The following is a 16,341-nucleotide window of genomic DNA, read 5'->3' on the forward strand; positions in this document are numbered from 1 at the left end:
TGCCGCGGCCGCGGCAGCCGAAGATCGCGGCCGATATCCGAGATACGAAGGATCGTGCAAGACATGGACCGCCAGATCATCTATGCCGGCGCGATCGCGCTCGACACCGACCAGTTGCTGCAATCCCGCAACACCATGGTCGGCCTCGGATATCTCGCCAAGATGCTCGTCGGCGACGGTGGCTCCTATGCGGACGGTCTCGCATGCACCCCGGCGAGTGGGCTCGCGGTCTCGCTGGCCGCCGGCAGTCTTACCTTTCCGACCGTGGTCGATGCCGGATATGTCGGCGCGCTGCCACCGGATGGCGATCCGCTCGTCAAGGCCGGCATCAACACGTCGCCGGTCGTCGTGGCGCTCGGTGGTCCGGGCGCGTTCCTGATCTCCGGCGCGGTAGCCGAGAGCGCCGCCGGCAACGCTCCGGTGCGATACTACAACGCCGCCAACCCTGCGCAGGCGCTCATCGGTCCGGGCGGCGATGGCGAGCCGCAGGCGAGCATCCTTCGGCAACGTATCGTCTTCGGCACAACCGCGGCCGGGGTGCTTCCGCCCGGTGCGGTCCCGCTCTGGAACGTGACCATACCCTCCGGCGCATCCTCGGTTCTGCCGGGGATGATCAGCGTGGCGCCCGGCGCGCCGTTCATCGCGGTCAAGCTGCCGCAGGCAGCACCGCTGCTCTCGCCGGGATTTGCCGGGACGCCGACCGCTCCTACCGCCGCGGCAGGCGATGCCAGCACGCTGCTGGCAACCACCGCGTTCGTCGCCAACGCCGGTCGTCGCGCGCGCGCCGTCTGGACCAGTGCAGGAACCTACTCCTGGGCGTGCCCCGTGGGCGTGTCGCAGATCCTGTTCAGGGGATGGGGAGCAGGCGGCGCCGGCGGTGTGGGATCAGCGGGCGCGCCTGGCGGCGGCGGCGGCGGCGGCGGCTATCTCGAGGTGCTGCTGGATGTGGTTCAGGGGGAGACGTACGCGGTGGTCGTCGGTGCGGGCGCGACCGCAGCCGCGGCCGTCACCCCGAGCGGCTTCGGCGGCCTCCTGTCGGTCTTCGGCGGTGGCAATGGCGGCAATGGCGGTGGCGGGCAAGCGGGCGGCGGTGGCACGCCAGGCAGCGACGCTGTCCTGCAGCTGGCCGCTTTGTCCAATCCCGGGACCGGCTCGGGCCAACCGGGATACCTCGCCGGGGGGACCTCGATCGGGGGCGCCGGTGGCGGCAGCTTCGGGACGTCTGCCGGCTACGCCAACACCGCAGGCGGTGGCGGCGTGCCCGGGAGCTGGCCCGGCGGCGGCGGCTCCGGCGGCGCGTCCGGTGCAGGGGGACAAGGTGCCGACGGGCTCGTCATCCTCGAATGGCCGGGCAATCCCAGATCGTGACCATCAATCAAGAGGTCAAGCCATGATTTCCGAATTTGCCGCGTGCACTGCGTTTACCCAGGCGGAAGAGGGCGGATATGTCTCGGATCCGCGCGATTCCGGCAACTGGACCAGCGGGCAGACCGGGGTCGGCGCGCTGATCGGATCGAACATGGGGGTTGGCGCGCCTGCCCTGGAGCGCTGGTTCGGCGCCAGCACGAAGGTGACGGCGGCGCTGATGCGCGCACTGCCGCTGGCGACCTACGAGGCGATCGCCCTGGACGAGTACTGGCAGCCGATGCATTGCCCCATTCTGCCTTCCGGACTCGATCTCATGGTGTTCGACTTTGGTTGGAACCGGGGCTGCCTGACCTCTGTCAATATCTTCCTGCGCAGCCTCTGCCTGCAGCCGTCCTGCCTGGACGCCGCGGATGGCGCAGCCCTTGCGGCCGCGCTGGTCGCGGTGCCGCTGCCGATCTGGCTGCGTGGCATCTCGCTTGCAGACGTCACGACACTTCAGGCGATGCTCGGCCTGCATGTCGACGGCATCGCCGGACCTCTCACGCTTGCGGCACTGCAGAACAGGCCCGATCTGCGCATCCATCTCGCTGTGCTGGTACTGGCGAGTGCCCAGATTCTCTCGTACCGCCAGTTGAGCAATTTCGCCACCTACGGCGCCGGCTGGTTGGCCAGGTCGTCACGACGCCGCATCAGCGCGCTTGCCCTGCTGGCAACGCAGCAGCCGATGAACTGTGGCTCTATCCTATTGTAAGAGAGCCTGCGCTAAACTCCTGCCTCGAACACCATGTCGGGCCGCCCCGCGAAGTCCGACGGCCCGGTATGGGTGAGACGGGACCGCGTATCCAGCCAGACCTGACCGCCCAGTGAACGCCAGCGCCTGCAGAACGCGAAGTCCTCGCTGAGATAGGTATGCGTCATCGGGTCGATCATGCACTCGAACAGCGCGAACGGCCGCAGAGATCTGTCGAGGGCGTCGTCCCGGTAGCTGTGGATGGTTCGATATTCGGTTTCGGGGAAGGCCTGGATCATCTGTTCGACCACACCGCGCGTAATCAGCATGAAGCCGGTTCCGGCATAGATGGCGGTCGCCAGCGCGCCGTCGCGTTCCGCTTCGGCGCCCACGCACAACTCCCCGACATAGCGCAGTCCTGCCGTTTCCGGGTGCTCGCCGCGCTGCATGCGCGCCTTGGCTCCTGCATCCCAGTACTGGCTCTTGAGCGGGTAGGAGGCGGCGCAGAACGGCTTGCCCGACGACAGTAGGCCATGCACCAGCGCCGGATCGAAACTGATATCACCGTCTATGAAGAGAATATGGGTGGCCTGCTGCAGGGCCATGAAATGCGCGAGCAGCGTGTTCCTGCTGCGCGTGATCAAGGCGTCCTGCCCGAGCAAACCCAGCGTGACGTCGTAGCCATCCTGCGAGGCGCGCCGCATCACGCCGATGACCGACTGCATGTAGCCCTGGGTGACGACGCCGCCGTAGCAGGGTGTTGCAAGGAACAGGTGGGGGCGCATCCGCGGGCCGTTCCCTTCCGAGATGAGGATGCGAAGCAGCATCGAATGCTCGCTCGGCCATGATCTAGCCGCCAAAGGTTACCAGATCGCTAAGAGCCTGTTGCGAACGCCTGCTGCTGGCGATCCGACGCATCTTTCCTGCGCTCCACTGCTCACGGCCAGATGGCCGCTGCGCTGCGGTGCCCGGAAAGTCACGCCGGGCGCGGCCTTGCAGGCCGCTCTCATCCAGCATCAGGCGTTTTCAAACAGGCTCTAACCGCAAAGGCCGCTATCGCGCTCAGTGATGCTCGCGGTCGCCCAGCAGCGACGCCAGCGTCGGCTCGATCAGGGCGGCAAGGGCCGCCTGGCTCTGCGCCGTCGGGTGCAGGGGCGGATCCGGCGGCGTCAGCAACGAGTCCATGAAGCGATCCGGGGCGACACGCCCGGCCTGCAGGAACAGCGGCGCGGCGTCGACGAAGCTCACCCACGTGCGGTTGGCGGCAGCGAAGCCCGACAGCTCGCGATTGAGCCTGAGCGTGTTCGTGGTGACCCATGGCGACCGGATCGACGGCAGCACGCCGATGAGCAGGACCCGTGTCTCCGGCAGGCGGTCGTGCAGCAGATCCAGGATTACCCCGATGCCGGCAAAGGTCGCGGCGGCATCGGTGTGGATGTGCCCGAAATTATTCGCCCCGATGAGCAGCACGACGGCGCGCGGGTGCACCCCGTCGAGCTCTCCATGTTCAAGCCGCCACAGCAGGTGGCAGGTGCTGTCGCCCTTGAAGCCGAGGTTCACCGCATTCCGGTCGCCATAGTATCGCTGCCAGATCGGAGCGAAATTGCGCCACGGCTCCGGCCCCGTCCGCTCCCAGTCCTGGGTGATCGAGTCTCCCAGCCAGAGCAGATCGACGCGCTTGCCCAGCTCGCGCTGCTTCGCCTCGAAGCGCTGCCTCCACCATGGTGTCGCCAGCCGGGAGATCGGTCGGGTCGCGATGGATGCCGGCGCGGCACCGAGCAGCAGCAGGCCCATCATTGCGCTCAGGCAGTTCGATGCCAGCCGACGCATCCCGGTCAGGCTCAGATATACAGGAAGACAAAGCTGCCGGCGCCGAACACCAGGCAATAGATCGCAAACGGGCTCATGGCCCAGTCCTCGTGCGAGCGGAAGTAGCGCATCAGGAACGCGGTGCTGGCAAACGCCGTGATGCCGGCGACGATGGCGGCAAGCACGGCCGGAGCCCAGTTGGACGTGGGAGCACCGGCCGTGTGCAGATGCAGCATCTGGTCGGCCGTGGCCGCAAAGATGATCGGTGTGGCGATCAGGAACGAGAAGCGCGCGGCCCCCTGGTGGTCGATGCCACGCAGGATGCCGCCGATGATCGCCGCCCCCGAGCGCGAGATCCCGGGGATGAAGGCCAGGCACTGCCACAGGCCGATGATGATCGCATCGCGCCAGTTCAGGGTCGCAATCGGGCGGTGGTTCGCCGCCACGCTGCGCCCGCGCAGCTTCTCGCCGGCCAGCAGCAGCACGCCGTTGACCACCAGGAAGATCGCCGCGATCTGCGGGGTGCCGAACAGCCGCCGCAGGAAGCTCTCGAACAGGAAGCCCAGGCACACCGCCGGGAGGGTGGCGAGGACGATGAGCAGGAGGATGTGGCGGCTTTCGCGCTGCATGGCGCGGTCACCGCCCCCGAGTGCGCCGCGTGCGAGTTCGAACCAGTCGCGCCAGAAATAGGCCAGCAGCGCGATCGCGGTGCCGAGATGCAGCGTCACCAGGAAGGGCAGGAAGGCGGGGCTCCGCTGGTCGATCGACCAGTGCAGGATCGCCGGGATGATGACGGCGTGACCCAGGCTGCTCACCGGAAACAGCTCTGTCACCCCCTGCAGGATGGCAATGATGAGCGCTTGGAGGGTGGTCATTCGGAGATCGTCCCGATCGGTGTCCGCCACCTGTTGCCGCAGTCTCGCGCGTGCCGCAAGCAGAGGGGCGGTCGAGCCGCAAGCAGCCAGGCTTGACCCGCTATCTTGCGGACCGTACAGCCTCTCCCGGCAGGATGGAGCAGGGCCATTGGTCGATCGGACGGACGCTCTTGGCGCGCCATAGTGCCACGGCGATTCTCGCCAGCACGCTGGTCATCGCGGTCGCAGGCGGCTTTTATGCCTATGCGGAAACCCGGGGTGCGACTGCCATACCGACGAGCTATGGCCTGCAGTCGGTGTTCCTGTCGGCGAACGGCCTGAAGGACGGCGCCGATGTGCGCATGGCCGGCGTCACGGTAGGCTTCGTGACCGGGATCACCCTGGATCCGAAGCTGTTCGTGACCAGGGTGACGTTCCGGATCGACGACCGCTACCAGCTGCCCGAGGACACCAGGCTCGGGATCGGCAGCAGCGGCTTCACCTCCGCCAATGCGCTCCTGATCACCCCCGGGCGTTCGTCGCGGTTGCTGCAGCCCGGCGCGGTCATCCATGACACCGAGGAGATGGCCAGCCTCGAGCAGCAGGTCAGCCAGTACATCTTCGGCACCGGCGGCCTCTGATCAGGCAACTGATCAGGTCTCAGTCGTTCAGCGGGTAGGACGCCATCAGGCGCCGCTGCTTGCGCCAGTCGCGCAGCATGGTGAGCACCCCGCTGCTGCTGAAGCCCCTGGCGCGCATCTGCGCACCGATCTCGAACGCCTCGCGGTAGTGCGCGAACTGCACGCGATAGGCCTCCCGCAGACTGGTCGAGGCGTCCCAGATATGCGTCGCCTCCGAGCCGACGCCATTGATCTCGATGATCCGGAAGTCCTCGCCGCGGCGGAGCGCGGCCAGGCTGCGGTAGCGGACGTCGATGCGGCCGAAGTGGAAATTCGGGACGTCCGCCATGATCCGCTCGATGGTGCCGGTCAGGGCGGCGGTGATATCGGACGCGCCGTTCGAGAAGATCGAGCCCTTGCAGTGGTTGCCGGCAAATACCAGCCGAACCGGAACGCCGGCTTGCGGGACCTCGTGCAGGCGGTCGCGCAGGCGCGGCAGGTAGAGATGCGGCACCAGCCGGGTCCGGCTGTCGGCCATGACGAGGTTGCGCAGGCTCGACCGGCCGTCACCGACCAGGATCGGCGCCTGCTTGTGGGTCAGCGAAGTGATGCTCCCAGGCGCCCCCCCTGGCCTGCGGACATAGAAGATCCCGGCCTCGCCCTCGTAGGCGATCAGCTCCTGCAGCACCAGGTCGACATCGCGCCCGAAGGCGGCGAGGGTCGCCTCGAGCCGACTGCGGTCTTCCAGCAACCGGACGCCGGTGCCGTTGCAGCCGATGTCCGGCTTGACGACGAGCGGGAAGTCGAGCCCGGCGGCCTGCAGCAACTGCAGCGCGCGCGCTCCGTCGTCCACTCCGGTCCTGAACAAGGCGTAGGGCGCGATCCAGGCGGCCGCATGGGGACCGGCCTGGTCGAGGATCGAGGTCTTGCTCTCGCCGCAGAGGCCGCCGGTGGAGATGCCTGGATTGGCCGCCGACGGCAGGCTGAAATCGCCGTGGCGCAGGCCCAGCATGATCCACCAGGCCACCACGGGAGTATAGAAGAGCCATCCCGGCCAGTATTCGAAGCGCGACATCTCGCGCGGCGCTGGTGCTGCCGCGGCGCCGACTGCGACTTCGCTCATGTCGAACCGTCCTGAACCCGCGCGATGATTCGGCCTGTCGCCACCACCGCCGCGGCGAAGCCGATGGCGCCGGCCCAGCGCCACGCTCCGAAATGCTGCATCAGCAACTCGCCGACCCGCATCGACAGCAGGAACAGCAGGCTGGTCCAGACCGACGTCGCCAGCACCGCCGCCATGACGAACCGTCCGAAATCCGCTCTGAGAAAGCCGCATGCGGTATAGGTCGGAAGCCGTGCGCCGGGGATGAAGCGGCTGACCATGACAACCCTGAAAACCTTGCCGGAGAGCCATTCACGTCCGCGGACATGGCGCTCGGCGGACACCAGCCGGTTGATGCGCGGCACCAGTGCCGCCAGCCGTCCGAGGCCGTAGAGGCCGAGATCACCGAGGACAATCCCGCTATAGAGCGCCGGCAACGCCACCGCGACCGTCAGGCCGCCGGACTGCACCTCGATGCCCGTCAACACGGTTGCCGCATCCTCGAGGATGAAGGTGCCGAGAATGATCGTGACGGCCTGGGCGAGCGGAGAGGCGCCTGCAGACTTGAGCAGGGCGGAAACTGAGAGAAAGACCATCCAGGCTCACGCGGGGCAGCCAGCGGGCTGGAACAAGCCGGGCGCCTCGACAGGACATGAGGCGGGAGCGGAGCGACCAGCGATAGCAGGGCGAGCAGCGATGGCAGGCCTCCATGTCCCGTCAGACGTCGTGAACGCGAACAATAACGGAGGTGTCCAGGAAATGGCACACGTCGCCGCATCGCCGCGTTGAATATCGGCAGTCGCCGGCGCCGTCACGCGATTTCTGGATCATGCCGAGGCGGGCTGGCCTGCCGGATGCTCGAACCGCTTCTAGGCGCGTAACAACGCCATGCTTCCGGACGCCCTTTGGAGTAGGGTGCTCGACAACCGGACAGGACGTTCATGCAATGGCCAACGCCAAGCGGCTGAAGCGCGATGACGCGCGGCCCGCAACGAAGGGGAGTGCCCCGATCGCTTCGCTTGGGCCGGACGTGGCTGTTGCGCACGTTATCGTGCCTGATCCGGCGCCACCGGCAACGACCGGACTCTTGCCCGAACCGGGCGCCCGGCAAGCGAGGACGGCTCGCGCCGACGCGCCGCAGCGTCGTCGGAAGGCCGCGGGGACGACGATTCGCCTGGCTGATCCTCTGGCCACCAAGATCGGCACCAGGATCGACACCAACGCCCTCATCTTCGACAGCGAGTGGTATCGCGCGGTGCATCCCGACGTCGCGGCCTCCAGGATCGACCCGGTACGTCACTATTTCGACAACGGCGCTCGCGAGGGACGCAACCCCAACCCGTATTTCGATACCAGTTGGTATGCGAGCAAGTATCCCGATGTTGTCGCCGCCGGCCTCAACCCGTTCCTGCACTTCCTGCTCTACGGCGCCCACGAAGGCCGGCTCCCGGCGCCTGCCATCACGCCCGCACCTGCCATCACAACAGCCGAGCCCGGTCCCGCCGCCCCGGAGCCGACACCATCGCCTGCCCCGACCTGATTTCCGGCGCCTGCCGCACACGTCATAGTTGTTACCGACTCGGCGGCTGTGGCAGGTCAGACGGATGATACGGCGTCGTTTCCTCGTAATGTCCGGAGCGGCTGTGGCCGCCGGCCCGATGCCTGGCGCACATGCCGCGGCATCGGCTCCGTCTGCGACCTACGGGCAATTCCTGCGCGACATCGCGGTGCAGGGTCGCGCTCTGGGGATCGATGCCGCGATCCTGGACGAGGCGCTCCGGCTCGGCGAACCGAACCCGAAGGTCCTGCAACTCGATCGGCACCAGCCGGAGTTCACCCTGACCTGGGCGCAGTATCGCAGCCGCGTGCTCAGCGACCAGAAGCTTCTGGCGGCGCGCGAGGCGTACGCCGGCCGCCTGGAACTGCTGACCGCCCTGTGGCAACGCTACCAGGTCGACCCGCGCATCGTCGTCGGGATCTGGGGTCTGGAATCCAATTTCGGTTCCAGGATCGGCAGCTTCGGTGTCGTCGACGCCCTGGCGACGCTCGCCTTCGACGGGCGCCGCGCCGGTTTCTTCCATTCCGAGTTGTTGAGCGCCCTGCGTATCCTGCAGCAGCGTGATGTCGTGGTCGGCCGGATGCTTGGCAGCTATGCCGGCGCGATGGGCCAGCCGCAATTCATGCCAAGCTCGTTCCTGCGCTACGCCGTCGACTATGACGGCGACGGCCGGCGGGACATCTGGACCAGCGAGCCGGACGCCCTGGCCTCGATCGCGAACTACCTGCGCCAGGTCGGCTGGGTGCCCGGCGCGCCCTGGGGCCAGGTGGTGCGCCTGCCGCCCGGCTTGGATGCTGCGATCCTGGGTCGCCTGCATCCGCGCACGCTCGGCGCGTGGAGCGCCCTCGGCGTGCGACGTGCCGACGGGAGCCGCTTCTCGCGCGCCGACATACGCGGCGCGGTGCTGGCACCCGACGGCAGCGTCGGCGACGCCTTCATGGTGTACGCCAATTTCGACGCCATCCGGCGCTATAATCCCTCTGATTTCTACGGCCTCGCGGTCGGCCTGCTCGGAACCGCGGCAACGTGAGAGGGACGATCCTGGCCGCTCTCCTGCTGACCGCCCCGGCGCTGGGCGGCTGCCATCACCGGCCGCCGCCGCGGAGCCTGCCGGCGCGCTATACCCTCGGCGCGCCGTGGCAGGGGGCCGGCTGCTGGTTCTATCCGGCGGAGACGCTGTCCTACGATGCCACCGGCATCGCTGCCATCGATCCGGCCGAGCGGCGCCCCGGGCTGACTGCCGACGGCGAAGCCTACGACCCGCGAGCCCTGGCCGGCGCCCACCAGACCCTGCAGCTTCCGGTCATCGTGCGCGTCGAGAACCTGGAGAACGGCCGCACGATCGCGCTCCGGCTGAATGACCGTGGCCCGGCGCAGCCCGGCCGCCTGCTCTCGTTGACCCCGCACGCGGCAGCCGAGCTCGGCATGGCGGGCCTCCCGAGGCGGGTGCGCGTGCGGCTCGACATGCCCGCCAGCGCCCGCCTGCTGCAGCAGGTCCAGGGAGCACCGCCGCCGGATGTCATCGCGGCGCCGCTCGCCGACGTGGCCGAGCAGTCGCTGATGCCCGGCGCGCCACCGGCCGCGCCGGCGGCCGAAGCCGCACGCCACGATGACGCCCCCGCGTCCGGAACCAGCGGTCTCACCCGCACGCTGCCCGATCAGGGCGCCGATCCGGGCCAGCTCTGGATCGACGCCGGACAGTTCAGCGGCCGCCGCTATGCGGACCGGGTCGCTGCGACCACCGGCGGGTTCGTCCGGCAGCAGGGCGTCGGGCGCTCGACGATCTTCATGGTGCGCATCGGTCCGCTTCCCACCATAGCTGCGGCCGACGCGGCACTGGACCAGGCCCTCACGGCCGGGGTAACCGGTGCGCGTATTGTTGTAGAGTAGGGACGGCAGTTGGCTTCCAGGCGATTCTTGCTGACCGGCGGCGCTGCTATCCTCGCGACGCTCATACCGCTGCAGCGTGCCGCGGCACGCCGTCATCCGCACGCCAAGCCGCAGGCTGCCGATGCGTCCGAGGAGGGCGAAGGCGACGGCACTGTCGTGGCCACCCCTGCGGACACGCCGATCGGGCCGCTGGATACCGAGGCTCGGTGGGCCTTCATCCTCGACGCCGATACCGGCTCGGTGCTGCTGCAGAAGGCGGCGGACGAACCGATGCCGCCGTCGTCCCTGACCAAGATGATGACCGCCTACCTGGTGTTCCAGGCGCTCGCCGAGCAGCATCTGAAGCTCGACCAGACGCTGCCGGTCAGCGAGCGGGCCTGGCGCATGCAGGGCTCGAAGATGTTCGTGCCGCTGGGTGGCCAGATCAGCGTCGAGGACCTCATACGCGGCATGCTGATCCAGTCGGGCAACGACGCCTGCATCGTGCTGGCGGAAGGCATCGCCGGCTCCGAGGACCAGTTCGTCGTGCTGATGAACCAGCAGGCCAAGCGCATGGGCCTGACCAAGACGCAGTTTCGCAACGCGACCGGCTGGCCCGATCCGGACCACCACATGTCGGCCCGGGACATCGCGACGCTGGCGCGCCACGTCATCCAGGACTACCCGCAATACTACCACTACTTTTCTGAAAAAGACTATAAGTTCAACAACATCGCCCAGGGCAACCGGAACGTCCTGGTGGATAAGGGGCTCGCCGACGGGCTCAAGACCGGCCATACCGACGCGGGCGGGTTCGGCCTGTGCGCGAGTTCCGAGCGCGATGGCCGGCGCATCATCATGGTGCTGAACGGGCTGCCCTCGTCCCGCGCGCGGGCCGAGGAGGGGGCGCGGCTGCTCGGCTGGGCGTTCATCAACTTCGAGGACGTGAAGCTGTTCACGAGATACGAGACCATCCAGTCCGTCCCGGTCTGGCTCGGACGCCAGCCGGTGGTGCCGGCGGTCACCCGGGACGACGTCGTGCTGACCCTGCCGCATGGCTGGCGCAGCCATGTCAAGATACGCGTCGATTATGCCAGCCCGCTGCCGGCGCCGGTCGCGGCCGGGGCGCAGGTGGCGATCCTGACGCTGTCCGGAGCCGGGCCGACCGATCTGACCTACCCGCTGTTCGCTTCCGTCGCGGTGCCGCGCCTCAGCCTGCCGAACCGCGCCATCGCGGTGATCGAGCACTCCATCGGCGGCGGATGATGGAGTGAGCGGGCTGCTCGTCACCATCGAAGGCGGCGAGGGGGCAGGCAAGACCACGCAGTCCGCCCTGCTTGCGGCGGCGCTGGAGCAGCTGGGCTGCAGCGTGCTGCGCACCCGCGAGCCGGGCGGCGCGCCCGGTGCGGAGGCGCTCCGCGGCTTCCTGCTCGGCCGCGACCATGGCCTCAGCCTGCGTGCCGAAGCGATGGCGCATTTCGCCGCCCGCATCGACCATGTCGACAGCACGATCAAGCCGGCCCTCGCGTCAGGGCGGCTGGTCCTGTGCGACCGGTTCACCGACTCGACGCTGGCCTACCAGGGCTACGGCCTTGCCCGGGGCGACCCGGCGGTGCTCGACTTCATCGCCCGCCTGACCGCGCTGCTCGACGTCCGTCCCGCCTTGACCCTGATGCTGGATGTCCGGCGCGCGGAGGGCCGTCGCCGGGTGCGCCTGCGCGGGCAGGATGACGACCGCTACGAGCGGCTCGACGAAGCCTTCCACGAGCGGGTCGCCGCCGGCTACCGGACCATCGCGGCGGCGGATCCGGCGCGTTGCCGCCTGATCGCCGCCGGCGACCCGGTCGAGGCGGTGCAGCGCCGGATGGTCGCGGCGGTGCAGGCGCTGCTCCGGGATGGCCCGCTCCAGGAGGGGGCGGCGGCGCCCGGGCGCCAGTGAGCGGCACCGGGCCCCGCGAGGCGACGACGTTGCTCGGCGCGCCCCGCGGGGCGACGGCTCTGTTCGGCGCGCCCCGTGGGGCGACGACGCTGTTCGGCCACGACGACGCGCTGGCCAGCTTCACGCGCGCCTGGCACGCGGGGCGCCTGCATCATGCCTGGCTGATCAGCGGACCGGGCGGTGTCGGCAAGGCGACGCTGGCCTACCGGATCGCGCGCACTGTCCTGGCCGGTGGCGAGCCGGAGGCCGCATCGCGCCGGATTGCCGCCGGAACCCACCCGGACCTGCTGGTCGTCGAGCGCACGGCGTCCAGTGCCAGGTCGACCGAGGACCGGCCGAAGCGCCTGCGCCAGGAGATCGTGATCGAGGATGTGGCCGCGGTGGCAAGCTTCCTGCACCGGACCGCTGCCATGGGCGGCTGGCGGGTGGTCATCGTCGACGGGCTGGATCTTGCGAACCGGAATGCCGCCAACGCCTTGCTGCGGCTGATCGAGGAGCCGCCCGAGCGCACCGTGTTCCTGCTCATCGCGAGCGCCGCCGGCCGCGTGCTGCCGACCCTGCGCAGCCGCTGCCGGACCCTGCGTCTGGCCTCGCTGGACCCGGCGACGATGCGGCGCGCGCTCGCGGTGCTGCTGCCCGGTCTGGCCGATGACGAGCGACAGGACCTGGTCGGGCTGGCCAGGGGCGCACCGGGTCGGGCGGTGCTGCTCGCCGCCGAGGACGGGCTGGCGCTGTCCCGCCTGGCGCGGGACGTGCTCGACGCCAGCCCGCGGCCGGCCGGCATCTGGGCCTATGAGCTCGCCGACAGCATCCTGCGACGCGAGAACGGCTTCTCGACCTTCATCGACTTGCTGTCGGAGCGCATCTCGGCAACCGCGCGAGCCGACGAGCGTCGTCGCGTCCGGACGGAAGAACCCGCCGCGTCGGGCGCCGTTCCAATTGACGGTCCGACGGGCACGCCAAATCCTTGGGTCACCAACCCTTGGGTGGAGGTCTGCAGCCAGCTGGCCGGTCTGCGCACCGAGACCGAAGCCCTGAACCTGGATAAGCGCCAGTCGCTGCTGACCGGCCTGGACCTTTTGAGCAGAGTGGGCCTGTTGAGCAGACCATGACCCAGCGATACACCATCACGACCCCGATCTATTACGTGAACGGCTCGCCGCATGTCGGGCATGCCTACACCTCGATCGCGGCAGACGTGATGGCGCGCTGGAACCGGCTCGACGGGCACGACGTGTTCTTCCTGACCGGCACCGACGAGCACGGCCAGAAGGTCGAGCAGGCCGCCATCGCCGCCGGCCTGCCGCCGCAGCTTTTCGTCGACCAGGTGTCGGCGGATTTCCGGGCGATGGCCGACGCGCTCGACATCTCGTACGACGACTTCATCCGCACGACCGAGCCGCGTCACCTGGAGGCCTGTGCAGCCCTCTGGCGGCGGATGCGTGCGTCCGGGCAGATCTATCTCGGTGCCTACGAGGGCTGGTACGCGCTGCGCGACGAGAGCTTCTACGGCGAGGACGAGCTGACGCTGCAGCCGGACGGCAGCCGCACCGCGCCCAGCGGCGCCCTGGTCGAGCTGGTGCGCGAGCCGTCCTATTTCTTCCGGCTGTCGGCGTGGCAGGACCGGCTGCTCGCATACTATGACGCGAACCCGGACTTCATCGGGCCGACGGCGCGCCGCAACGAGGTCATCAGCTTCGTGCGCCAGGGCCTCAGGGACCTGTCGATCAGCCGCACCAGCTTCACCTGGGGCGTGCCGGTGCCGGACGATCCGGCGCATGTGATGTATGTCTGGTGCGACGCGCTGGTGAACTACATCACCGCGCTGGGCTACCCGGACACCGGGCCCGGCAATGCGCGCTGGCCGTACTGGCCGGCCGACCTGCACCTGGTCGGCAAGGAGATCGTCCGGTTCCACGCGGTGTTCTGGCCGGCCTTCCTGATGGCGGCCGGCCTCGAGCTGCCGCGACGGGTGTATTCACATGGCTGGTGGACCATCGACGGCGAGAAGATGAGCAAGTCGGTCGGCAACGTCGTGGAACCGCGGGCGCTCGTCGCGGAGTTCGGCGTCGATCCGGTGCGCTACTTCCTGCTGCGCGAGGTGCCGTTCGGCAGCGACGGCGATTTCAGCCGCAGGGCGCTGATCGGGCGACTGAACATCGAGCTGGCCAACGACCTCGGCAACCTCGCCCAGCGCACGCTTTCTCTGGTGGCGCGCAACCTGGACGGCCGACTGCCGGAGCCGGTGCTACAGAAGCGGGGGACGCTGCAGGATGCCGACGCGGCCCTGCTGGAGCAGGCCGCGGCGCTGCCCGGCCTGATGCGCGAGCAGATCCGCCGCCAGGCGCTGCACGAGGCGCTCGAGGAGGTCTGGCGCGTGGTGCGGGCCAGCAACGGCTATATCGACCGGCAGGCGCCCTGGGCGCTGAAGCGCACCGACCCGCCTCGGATGGCGGCGGTGCTGCGCGTGCTGGTCGATACGCTGCGCACGCTGGCGACCGTGCTGCAGCCGTTCATGCCGTCGAGCATGGCGGCGATGCTGGACCAGCTCGGCGTTCCCGCTGGTGCCCGCCGGCTCGCCGATCTTTCGACCGGGCTGCCGGCCGGCTCGCTTCTGCCGCAGCCGGTGGGCATCTTCCCGCGTCATGTCGAGCCGGCCGACGGATGAGCCCGATTGATACGCCCCTGATTGATACGGCGCTGATTGATAGTCATTGTCATCTCGACCGGTTCGAGACGGACGAGCTCGCCGACCTGCTGGACCGTGCCACGGCGGCCGGCGTGGCCGGCATGGTCACGATCGGCACCCGGCTGTCCGAGGCGCCGCGCCAGATCGAACTCACCCGCCGGTCTCGCCCCGGCCTTGCGATCTGGTGTACGCTCGGCACCCATCCCGACCATGTCGACGAGGAGGCGTTGCCGGATCTGCCGGCGCTGACGACGCTCTGCGAGAGCGAGGGCGTGATCGGCATCGGCGAGTCGGGACTGGACTACTGGCACGGCGCTCCCGCGATGCGTCCGGCCCAGCAGAACAGCTTCCGGTTGCATGCGCGGGCGGCGCGCGCGACCGGTCTGCCGCTGGTGATCCATGCGCGCGACGCTGACGCCGACATGATCGGCATCCTGCGCGACGAGCATGAAACCGGCGGCGCCTTTCCCTTCCTGCTGCATTGCTTCAGCTCCGGCCTCGAATTGGCCCAATGCGGCGTGGCACTCGGCGGCTCGATCAGCTTTTCGGGCATCCTGACCTTTCCGAAGTCACACGCCCTGCGGGAGATCGCCGCGTCGCTGCCCGCGGATCGCCTGCTGGTGGAGACCGACGCGCCCTACCTGGCGCCGGTGCCGTGGCGCGGCCGACGCAACGAGCCCGCCTATGTCGCGCATACCGCGGCAACGCTGGCGACGGTGCGGGGACTGGGGGCGGCAGCGCTCGCCGATCTGACCACGGCCAACTTCTTCAGGCTGTTCCGGCGCGCGGCAGCGCGCGGCGTGACGGCCGCCGGGGCGCCCCCGGCCGGCGCTGCGGTCTTGCGGTAGGCCATGCGGGTCCTGATCCTGGGCTGCGGCGGCTCGGCCGGGGTGCCGATGCTGGGCGGCCCGGACGGACATGGCGATTACGGCGTCTGCGACCCGGACGAGCCGCGCAACCGGCGCACTCGCTCTTCGATCGTGATCGAGAGCGACGAGGGGCGGCGGGTGCTGGTCGATACCGGCCCGGAGATGCGCCAGCAGTTGCTCGCCTGTGGGATCGGCCGGATTGACGCCCTGTTCTATACCCACGCGCACGCAGACCATGTCGCCGGCCTAGACGATATCCGGGGCCTGAACCGTCTCGTCGGGCGGCCGCTCGACGTCTTCGGCACGCGCGCGGTGCTCGGCGAGATCGAGGGCCGGTTCGCTTACGCCTTCCGGCCGTGGTCGCCGCCCGGGTTCTACCGGCCGGTGCTGGTGCCGCGCCCGGTGACACCCGGCCGGGCCGACATCGAGGGCATGCGGTTCGCGCTGTTCGAGCAGGTGCATGGCCGCAGCATCACGCTTGGCCTGCGAATCGGCGGCTTTGCCTACTCGACCGACGTGATGGAACTCGACGAGCCGGCGCTGCAGGCGCTTCGGGGGGTCGATACCTGGGTGGTCGGCTGCTTCCAGCGCGCGCCACATCCTGCGCACGCACACCCCACCCTGGTCGCGCAGTGGGCCTGGCGTCTGGGCATCCGGCGCACGATCCTCACCCACATGGGCACCGACCTGGACTGGGGGTGGATGGCATCGAATTTGCAGCCTGGGGTTGAGGCGGCCTTCGATGGGATGCAGATCCGGCTATGATCGCAAAGCCACGCCATGTCGCGACGCGGCGGAATACGAGAAGTGAACGTGCAATTTAGTTGAATAGCGCTTGTGCACAGCGATAGCCTCGCAAATGCCGCCGCCTGACATTTGATCTTCCGGTGCAACTGCGAAGGAGCGTGCCCATCACAAGGCGCCAGACGACGCA

17 protein-coding genes are annotated in these 16,341 nt (G+C 68.9%); 12 read left to right on the forward strand and 5 right to left on the reverse strand.

Annotated elements, in window-relative coordinates:
• Positions 1-63: 63 nt before the first annotated feature.
• The gene (locus ACQY4O_RS05510; protein ID WP_428375208.1) at positions 64-1,368 is read left to right on the forward strand and encodes a hypothetical protein; all 1,305 of its coding nucleotides are present in this window, start codon (positions 64-66) and stop codon (positions 1,366-1,368) included.
• Positions 1,319-2,119 carry a glycosyl hydrolase 108 family protein gene (locus tag ACQY4O_RS05515; protein WP_428375209.1) on the forward strand — a complete coding sequence of 267 codons (801 nt, stop codon included), beginning with the start codon at positions 1,319-1,321 and terminating at the stop codon, positions 2,117-2,119. The genes ACQY4O_RS05510 and ACQY4O_RS05515 overlap by 50 nt, the downstream gene beginning before the upstream one ends.
• Positions 2,120-2,130: 11 nt before the next feature.
• Here ACQY4O_RS05515 and ACQY4O_RS05520 read toward each other — a convergent pair whose 3' ends face one another.
• The 3 genes from ACQY4O_RS05520 to ACQY4O_RS05530 all read right to left on the reverse strand — a co-directional run bounded on the left by ACQY4O_RS05520 (position 2,131) and on the right by ACQY4O_RS05530 (position 4,782).
• Positions 2,131-2,883 carry a hypothetical protein gene (locus ACQY4O_RS05520; protein WP_428375210.1) on the reverse strand — a complete coding sequence of 251 codons (753 nt, stop codon included), beginning with the start codon at positions 2,881-2,883 and terminating at the stop codon, positions 2,131-2,133.
• A gap of 277 nt (positions 2,884-3,160) precedes the next feature.
• Positions 3,161-3,928: a GDSL-type esterase/lipase family protein gene (locus ACQY4O_RS05525; RefSeq protein WP_428375211.1), complete on the reverse strand. Its 768-nt coding sequence runs from the start codon at positions 3,926-3,928 to the stop codon at positions 3,161-3,163.
• Between the two features lie 11 nt (positions 3,929-3,939).
• Positions 3,940-4,782, reverse strand: a complete 843-nt coding sequence (locus tag ACQY4O_RS05530) for an undecaprenyl-diphosphate phosphatase (protein WP_428375212.1) — start codon at positions 4,780-4,782, stop codon at positions 3,940-3,942.
• A 170-nt stretch (positions 4,783-4,952) separates the two neighbouring features.
• Between ACQY4O_RS05530 and ACQY4O_RS05535 the strand changes: the two genes are divergently transcribed.
• Positions 4,953-5,402 carry an MlaD family protein gene (locus tag ACQY4O_RS05535; protein ID WP_428375213.1) on the forward strand — a complete coding sequence of 150 codons (450 nt, stop codon included), beginning with the start codon at positions 4,953-4,955 and terminating at the stop codon, positions 5,400-5,402.
• A gap of 19 nt (positions 5,403-5,421) precedes the next feature.
• Here ACQY4O_RS05535 and ACQY4O_RS05540 read toward each other — a convergent pair whose 3' ends face one another.
• Together ACQY4O_RS05540 and ACQY4O_RS05545 are read right to left on the reverse strand one after the other, a co-directional pair.
• Entirely contained in the window at positions 5,422-6,504 is a 1,083-nt protein-coding gene (locus tag ACQY4O_RS05540) for a D-alanine--D-alanine ligase (RefSeq protein ID WP_428375214.1), read from the reverse strand.
• Complete coding sequence (locus ACQY4O_RS05545) at positions 6,501-7,079, reverse strand: DedA family protein (protein ID WP_428375215.1); 579 nt, start codon at positions 7,077-7,079, stop codon at positions 6,501-6,503. Before ACQY4O_RS05545 ends, ACQY4O_RS05540 begins: the two co-directional genes overlap by 4 nt.
• Before the next feature lie 350 nt (positions 7,080-7,429).
• Here ACQY4O_RS05545 and ACQY4O_RS05550 point away from each other — a divergent pair, with 350 nt between their 5' ends.
• From ACQY4O_RS05550 to ACQY4O_RS05590, 9 genes are all read left to right on the forward strand, one after another.
• On the forward strand, positions 7,430-8,023 hold the full coding sequence (locus ACQY4O_RS05550) for a hypothetical protein (protein WP_428375216.1): 594 nt from the start codon (positions 7,430-7,432) through the stop codon (positions 8,021-8,023).
• Between the two features lie 64 nt (positions 8,024-8,087).
• Entirely contained in the window at positions 8,088-9,071 is a 984-nt protein-coding gene (locus ACQY4O_RS05555) for a lytic murein transglycosylase (RefSeq protein WP_428375217.1), read from the forward strand.
• Positions 9,068-9,931, forward strand: coding sequence for a septal ring lytic transglycosylase RlpA family protein (locus ACQY4O_RS05560; protein ID WP_428375218.1), 864 nt, complete (start codon positions 9,068-9,070; stop codon positions 9,929-9,931). Before ACQY4O_RS05555 ends, ACQY4O_RS05560 begins: the two co-directional genes overlap by 4 nt.
• Before the next feature lie 27 nt (positions 9,932-9,958).
• On the forward strand, positions 9,959-11,176 hold the full coding sequence (locus ACQY4O_RS05565; RefSeq protein ID WP_428375219.1) for a D-alanyl-D-alanine carboxypeptidase family protein: 1,218 nt from the start codon (positions 9,959-9,961) through the stop codon (positions 11,174-11,176).
• Between the two features lie 4 nt (positions 11,177-11,180).
• Positions 11,181-11,849, forward strand: coding sequence for a dTMP kinase (gene tmk, locus ACQY4O_RS05570; protein WP_428375220.1), 669 nt, complete (start codon positions 11,181-11,183; stop codon positions 11,847-11,849).
• Positions 11,846-12,961 carry a DNA polymerase III subunit delta' gene (locus ACQY4O_RS05575; protein ID WP_428375221.1) on the forward strand — a complete coding sequence of 372 codons (1,116 nt, stop codon included), beginning with the start codon at positions 11,846-11,848 and terminating at the stop codon, positions 12,959-12,961. The genes tmk and ACQY4O_RS05575 overlap by 4 nt, the downstream gene beginning before the upstream one ends.
• On the forward strand, positions 12,958-14,517 hold the full coding sequence (metG, locus tag ACQY4O_RS05580; RefSeq protein ID WP_428375222.1) for a methionine--tRNA ligase: 1,560 nt from the start codon (positions 12,958-12,960) through the stop codon (positions 14,515-14,517). The genes ACQY4O_RS05575 and metG overlap by 4 nt, the downstream gene beginning before the upstream one ends.
• Positions 14,514-15,386: a TatD family hydrolase gene (locus ACQY4O_RS05585; protein ID WP_428375223.1), complete on the forward strand. Its 873-nt coding sequence runs from the start codon at positions 14,514-14,516 to the stop codon at positions 15,384-15,386. The genes metG and ACQY4O_RS05585 overlap by 4 nt, the downstream gene beginning before the upstream one ends.
• A gap of 3 nt (positions 15,387-15,389) precedes the next feature.
• On the forward strand, positions 15,390-16,172 hold the full coding sequence (locus ACQY4O_RS05590; protein WP_428375224.1) for an MBL fold metallo-hydrolase: 783 nt from the start codon (positions 15,390-15,392) through the stop codon (positions 16,170-16,172).
• Positions 16,173-16,341 lie beyond the last annotated feature (169 nt).

It is taken from the genome of Lichenicoccus sp. (assembly GCF_965277665.1).
In the GTDB taxonomy this organism is placed as follows: domain Bacteria; phylum Pseudomonadota; class Alphaproteobacteria; order Acetobacterales; family Acetobacteraceae; genus Lichenicoccus.

What these genes read in the sequence shown, in the direction of transcription:
- ACQY4O_RS05510 (WP_428375208.1), top strand. Translation starts at nt 64, where the DNA reads ATGGACCGCCAGATCATCTATGCCGGCGCGATCGCGCTCGACACCGAC.
- ACQY4O_RS05520 (WP_428375210.1), bottom strand. Translation starts at nt 2,883, where the DNA reads ATGCGCCCCCACCTGTTCCTTGCAACACCCTGCTACGGCGGCGTCGTC.
- ACQY4O_RS05525 (WP_428375211.1), bottom strand. Translation starts at nt 3,928, where the DNA reads ATGCGTCGGCTGGCATCGAACTGCCTGAGCGCAATGATGGGCCTGCTG.
- ACQY4O_RS05530 (WP_428375212.1), bottom strand. Translation starts at nt 4,782, where the DNA reads ATGACCACCCTCCAAGCGCTCATCATTGCCATCCTGCAGGGGGTGACA.
- ACQY4O_RS05540 (WP_428375214.1), bottom strand. Translation starts at nt 6,504, where the DNA reads ATGAGCGAAGTCGCAGTCGGCGCCGCGGCAGCACCAGCGCCGCGCGAG.
- ACQY4O_RS05545 (WP_428375215.1), bottom strand. Translation starts at nt 7,079, where the DNA reads ATGGTCTTTCTCTCAGTTTCCGCCCTGCTCAAGTCTGCAGGCGCCTCT.
- ACQY4O_RS05550 (WP_428375216.1), top strand. Translation starts at nt 7,430, where the DNA reads ATGGCCAACGCCAAGCGGCTGAAGCGCGATGACGCGCGGCCCGCAACG.
- ACQY4O_RS05555 (WP_428375217.1), top strand. Translation starts at nt 8,088, where the DNA reads ATGATACGGCGTCGTTTCCTCGTAATGTCCGGAGCGGCTGTGGCCGCC.
- metG (WP_428375222.1), top strand. Translation starts at nt 12,958, where the DNA reads ATGACCCAGCGATACACCATCACGACCCCGATCTATTACGTGAACGGC.
- ACQY4O_RS05585 (WP_428375223.1), top strand. Translation starts at nt 14,514, where the DNA reads ATGAGCCCGATTGATACGCCCCTGATTGATACGGCGCTGATTGATAGT.
- ACQY4O_RS05590 (WP_428375224.1), top strand. Translation starts at nt 15,390, where the DNA reads ATGCGGGTCCTGATCCTGGGCTGCGGCGGCTCGGCCGGGGTGCCGATG.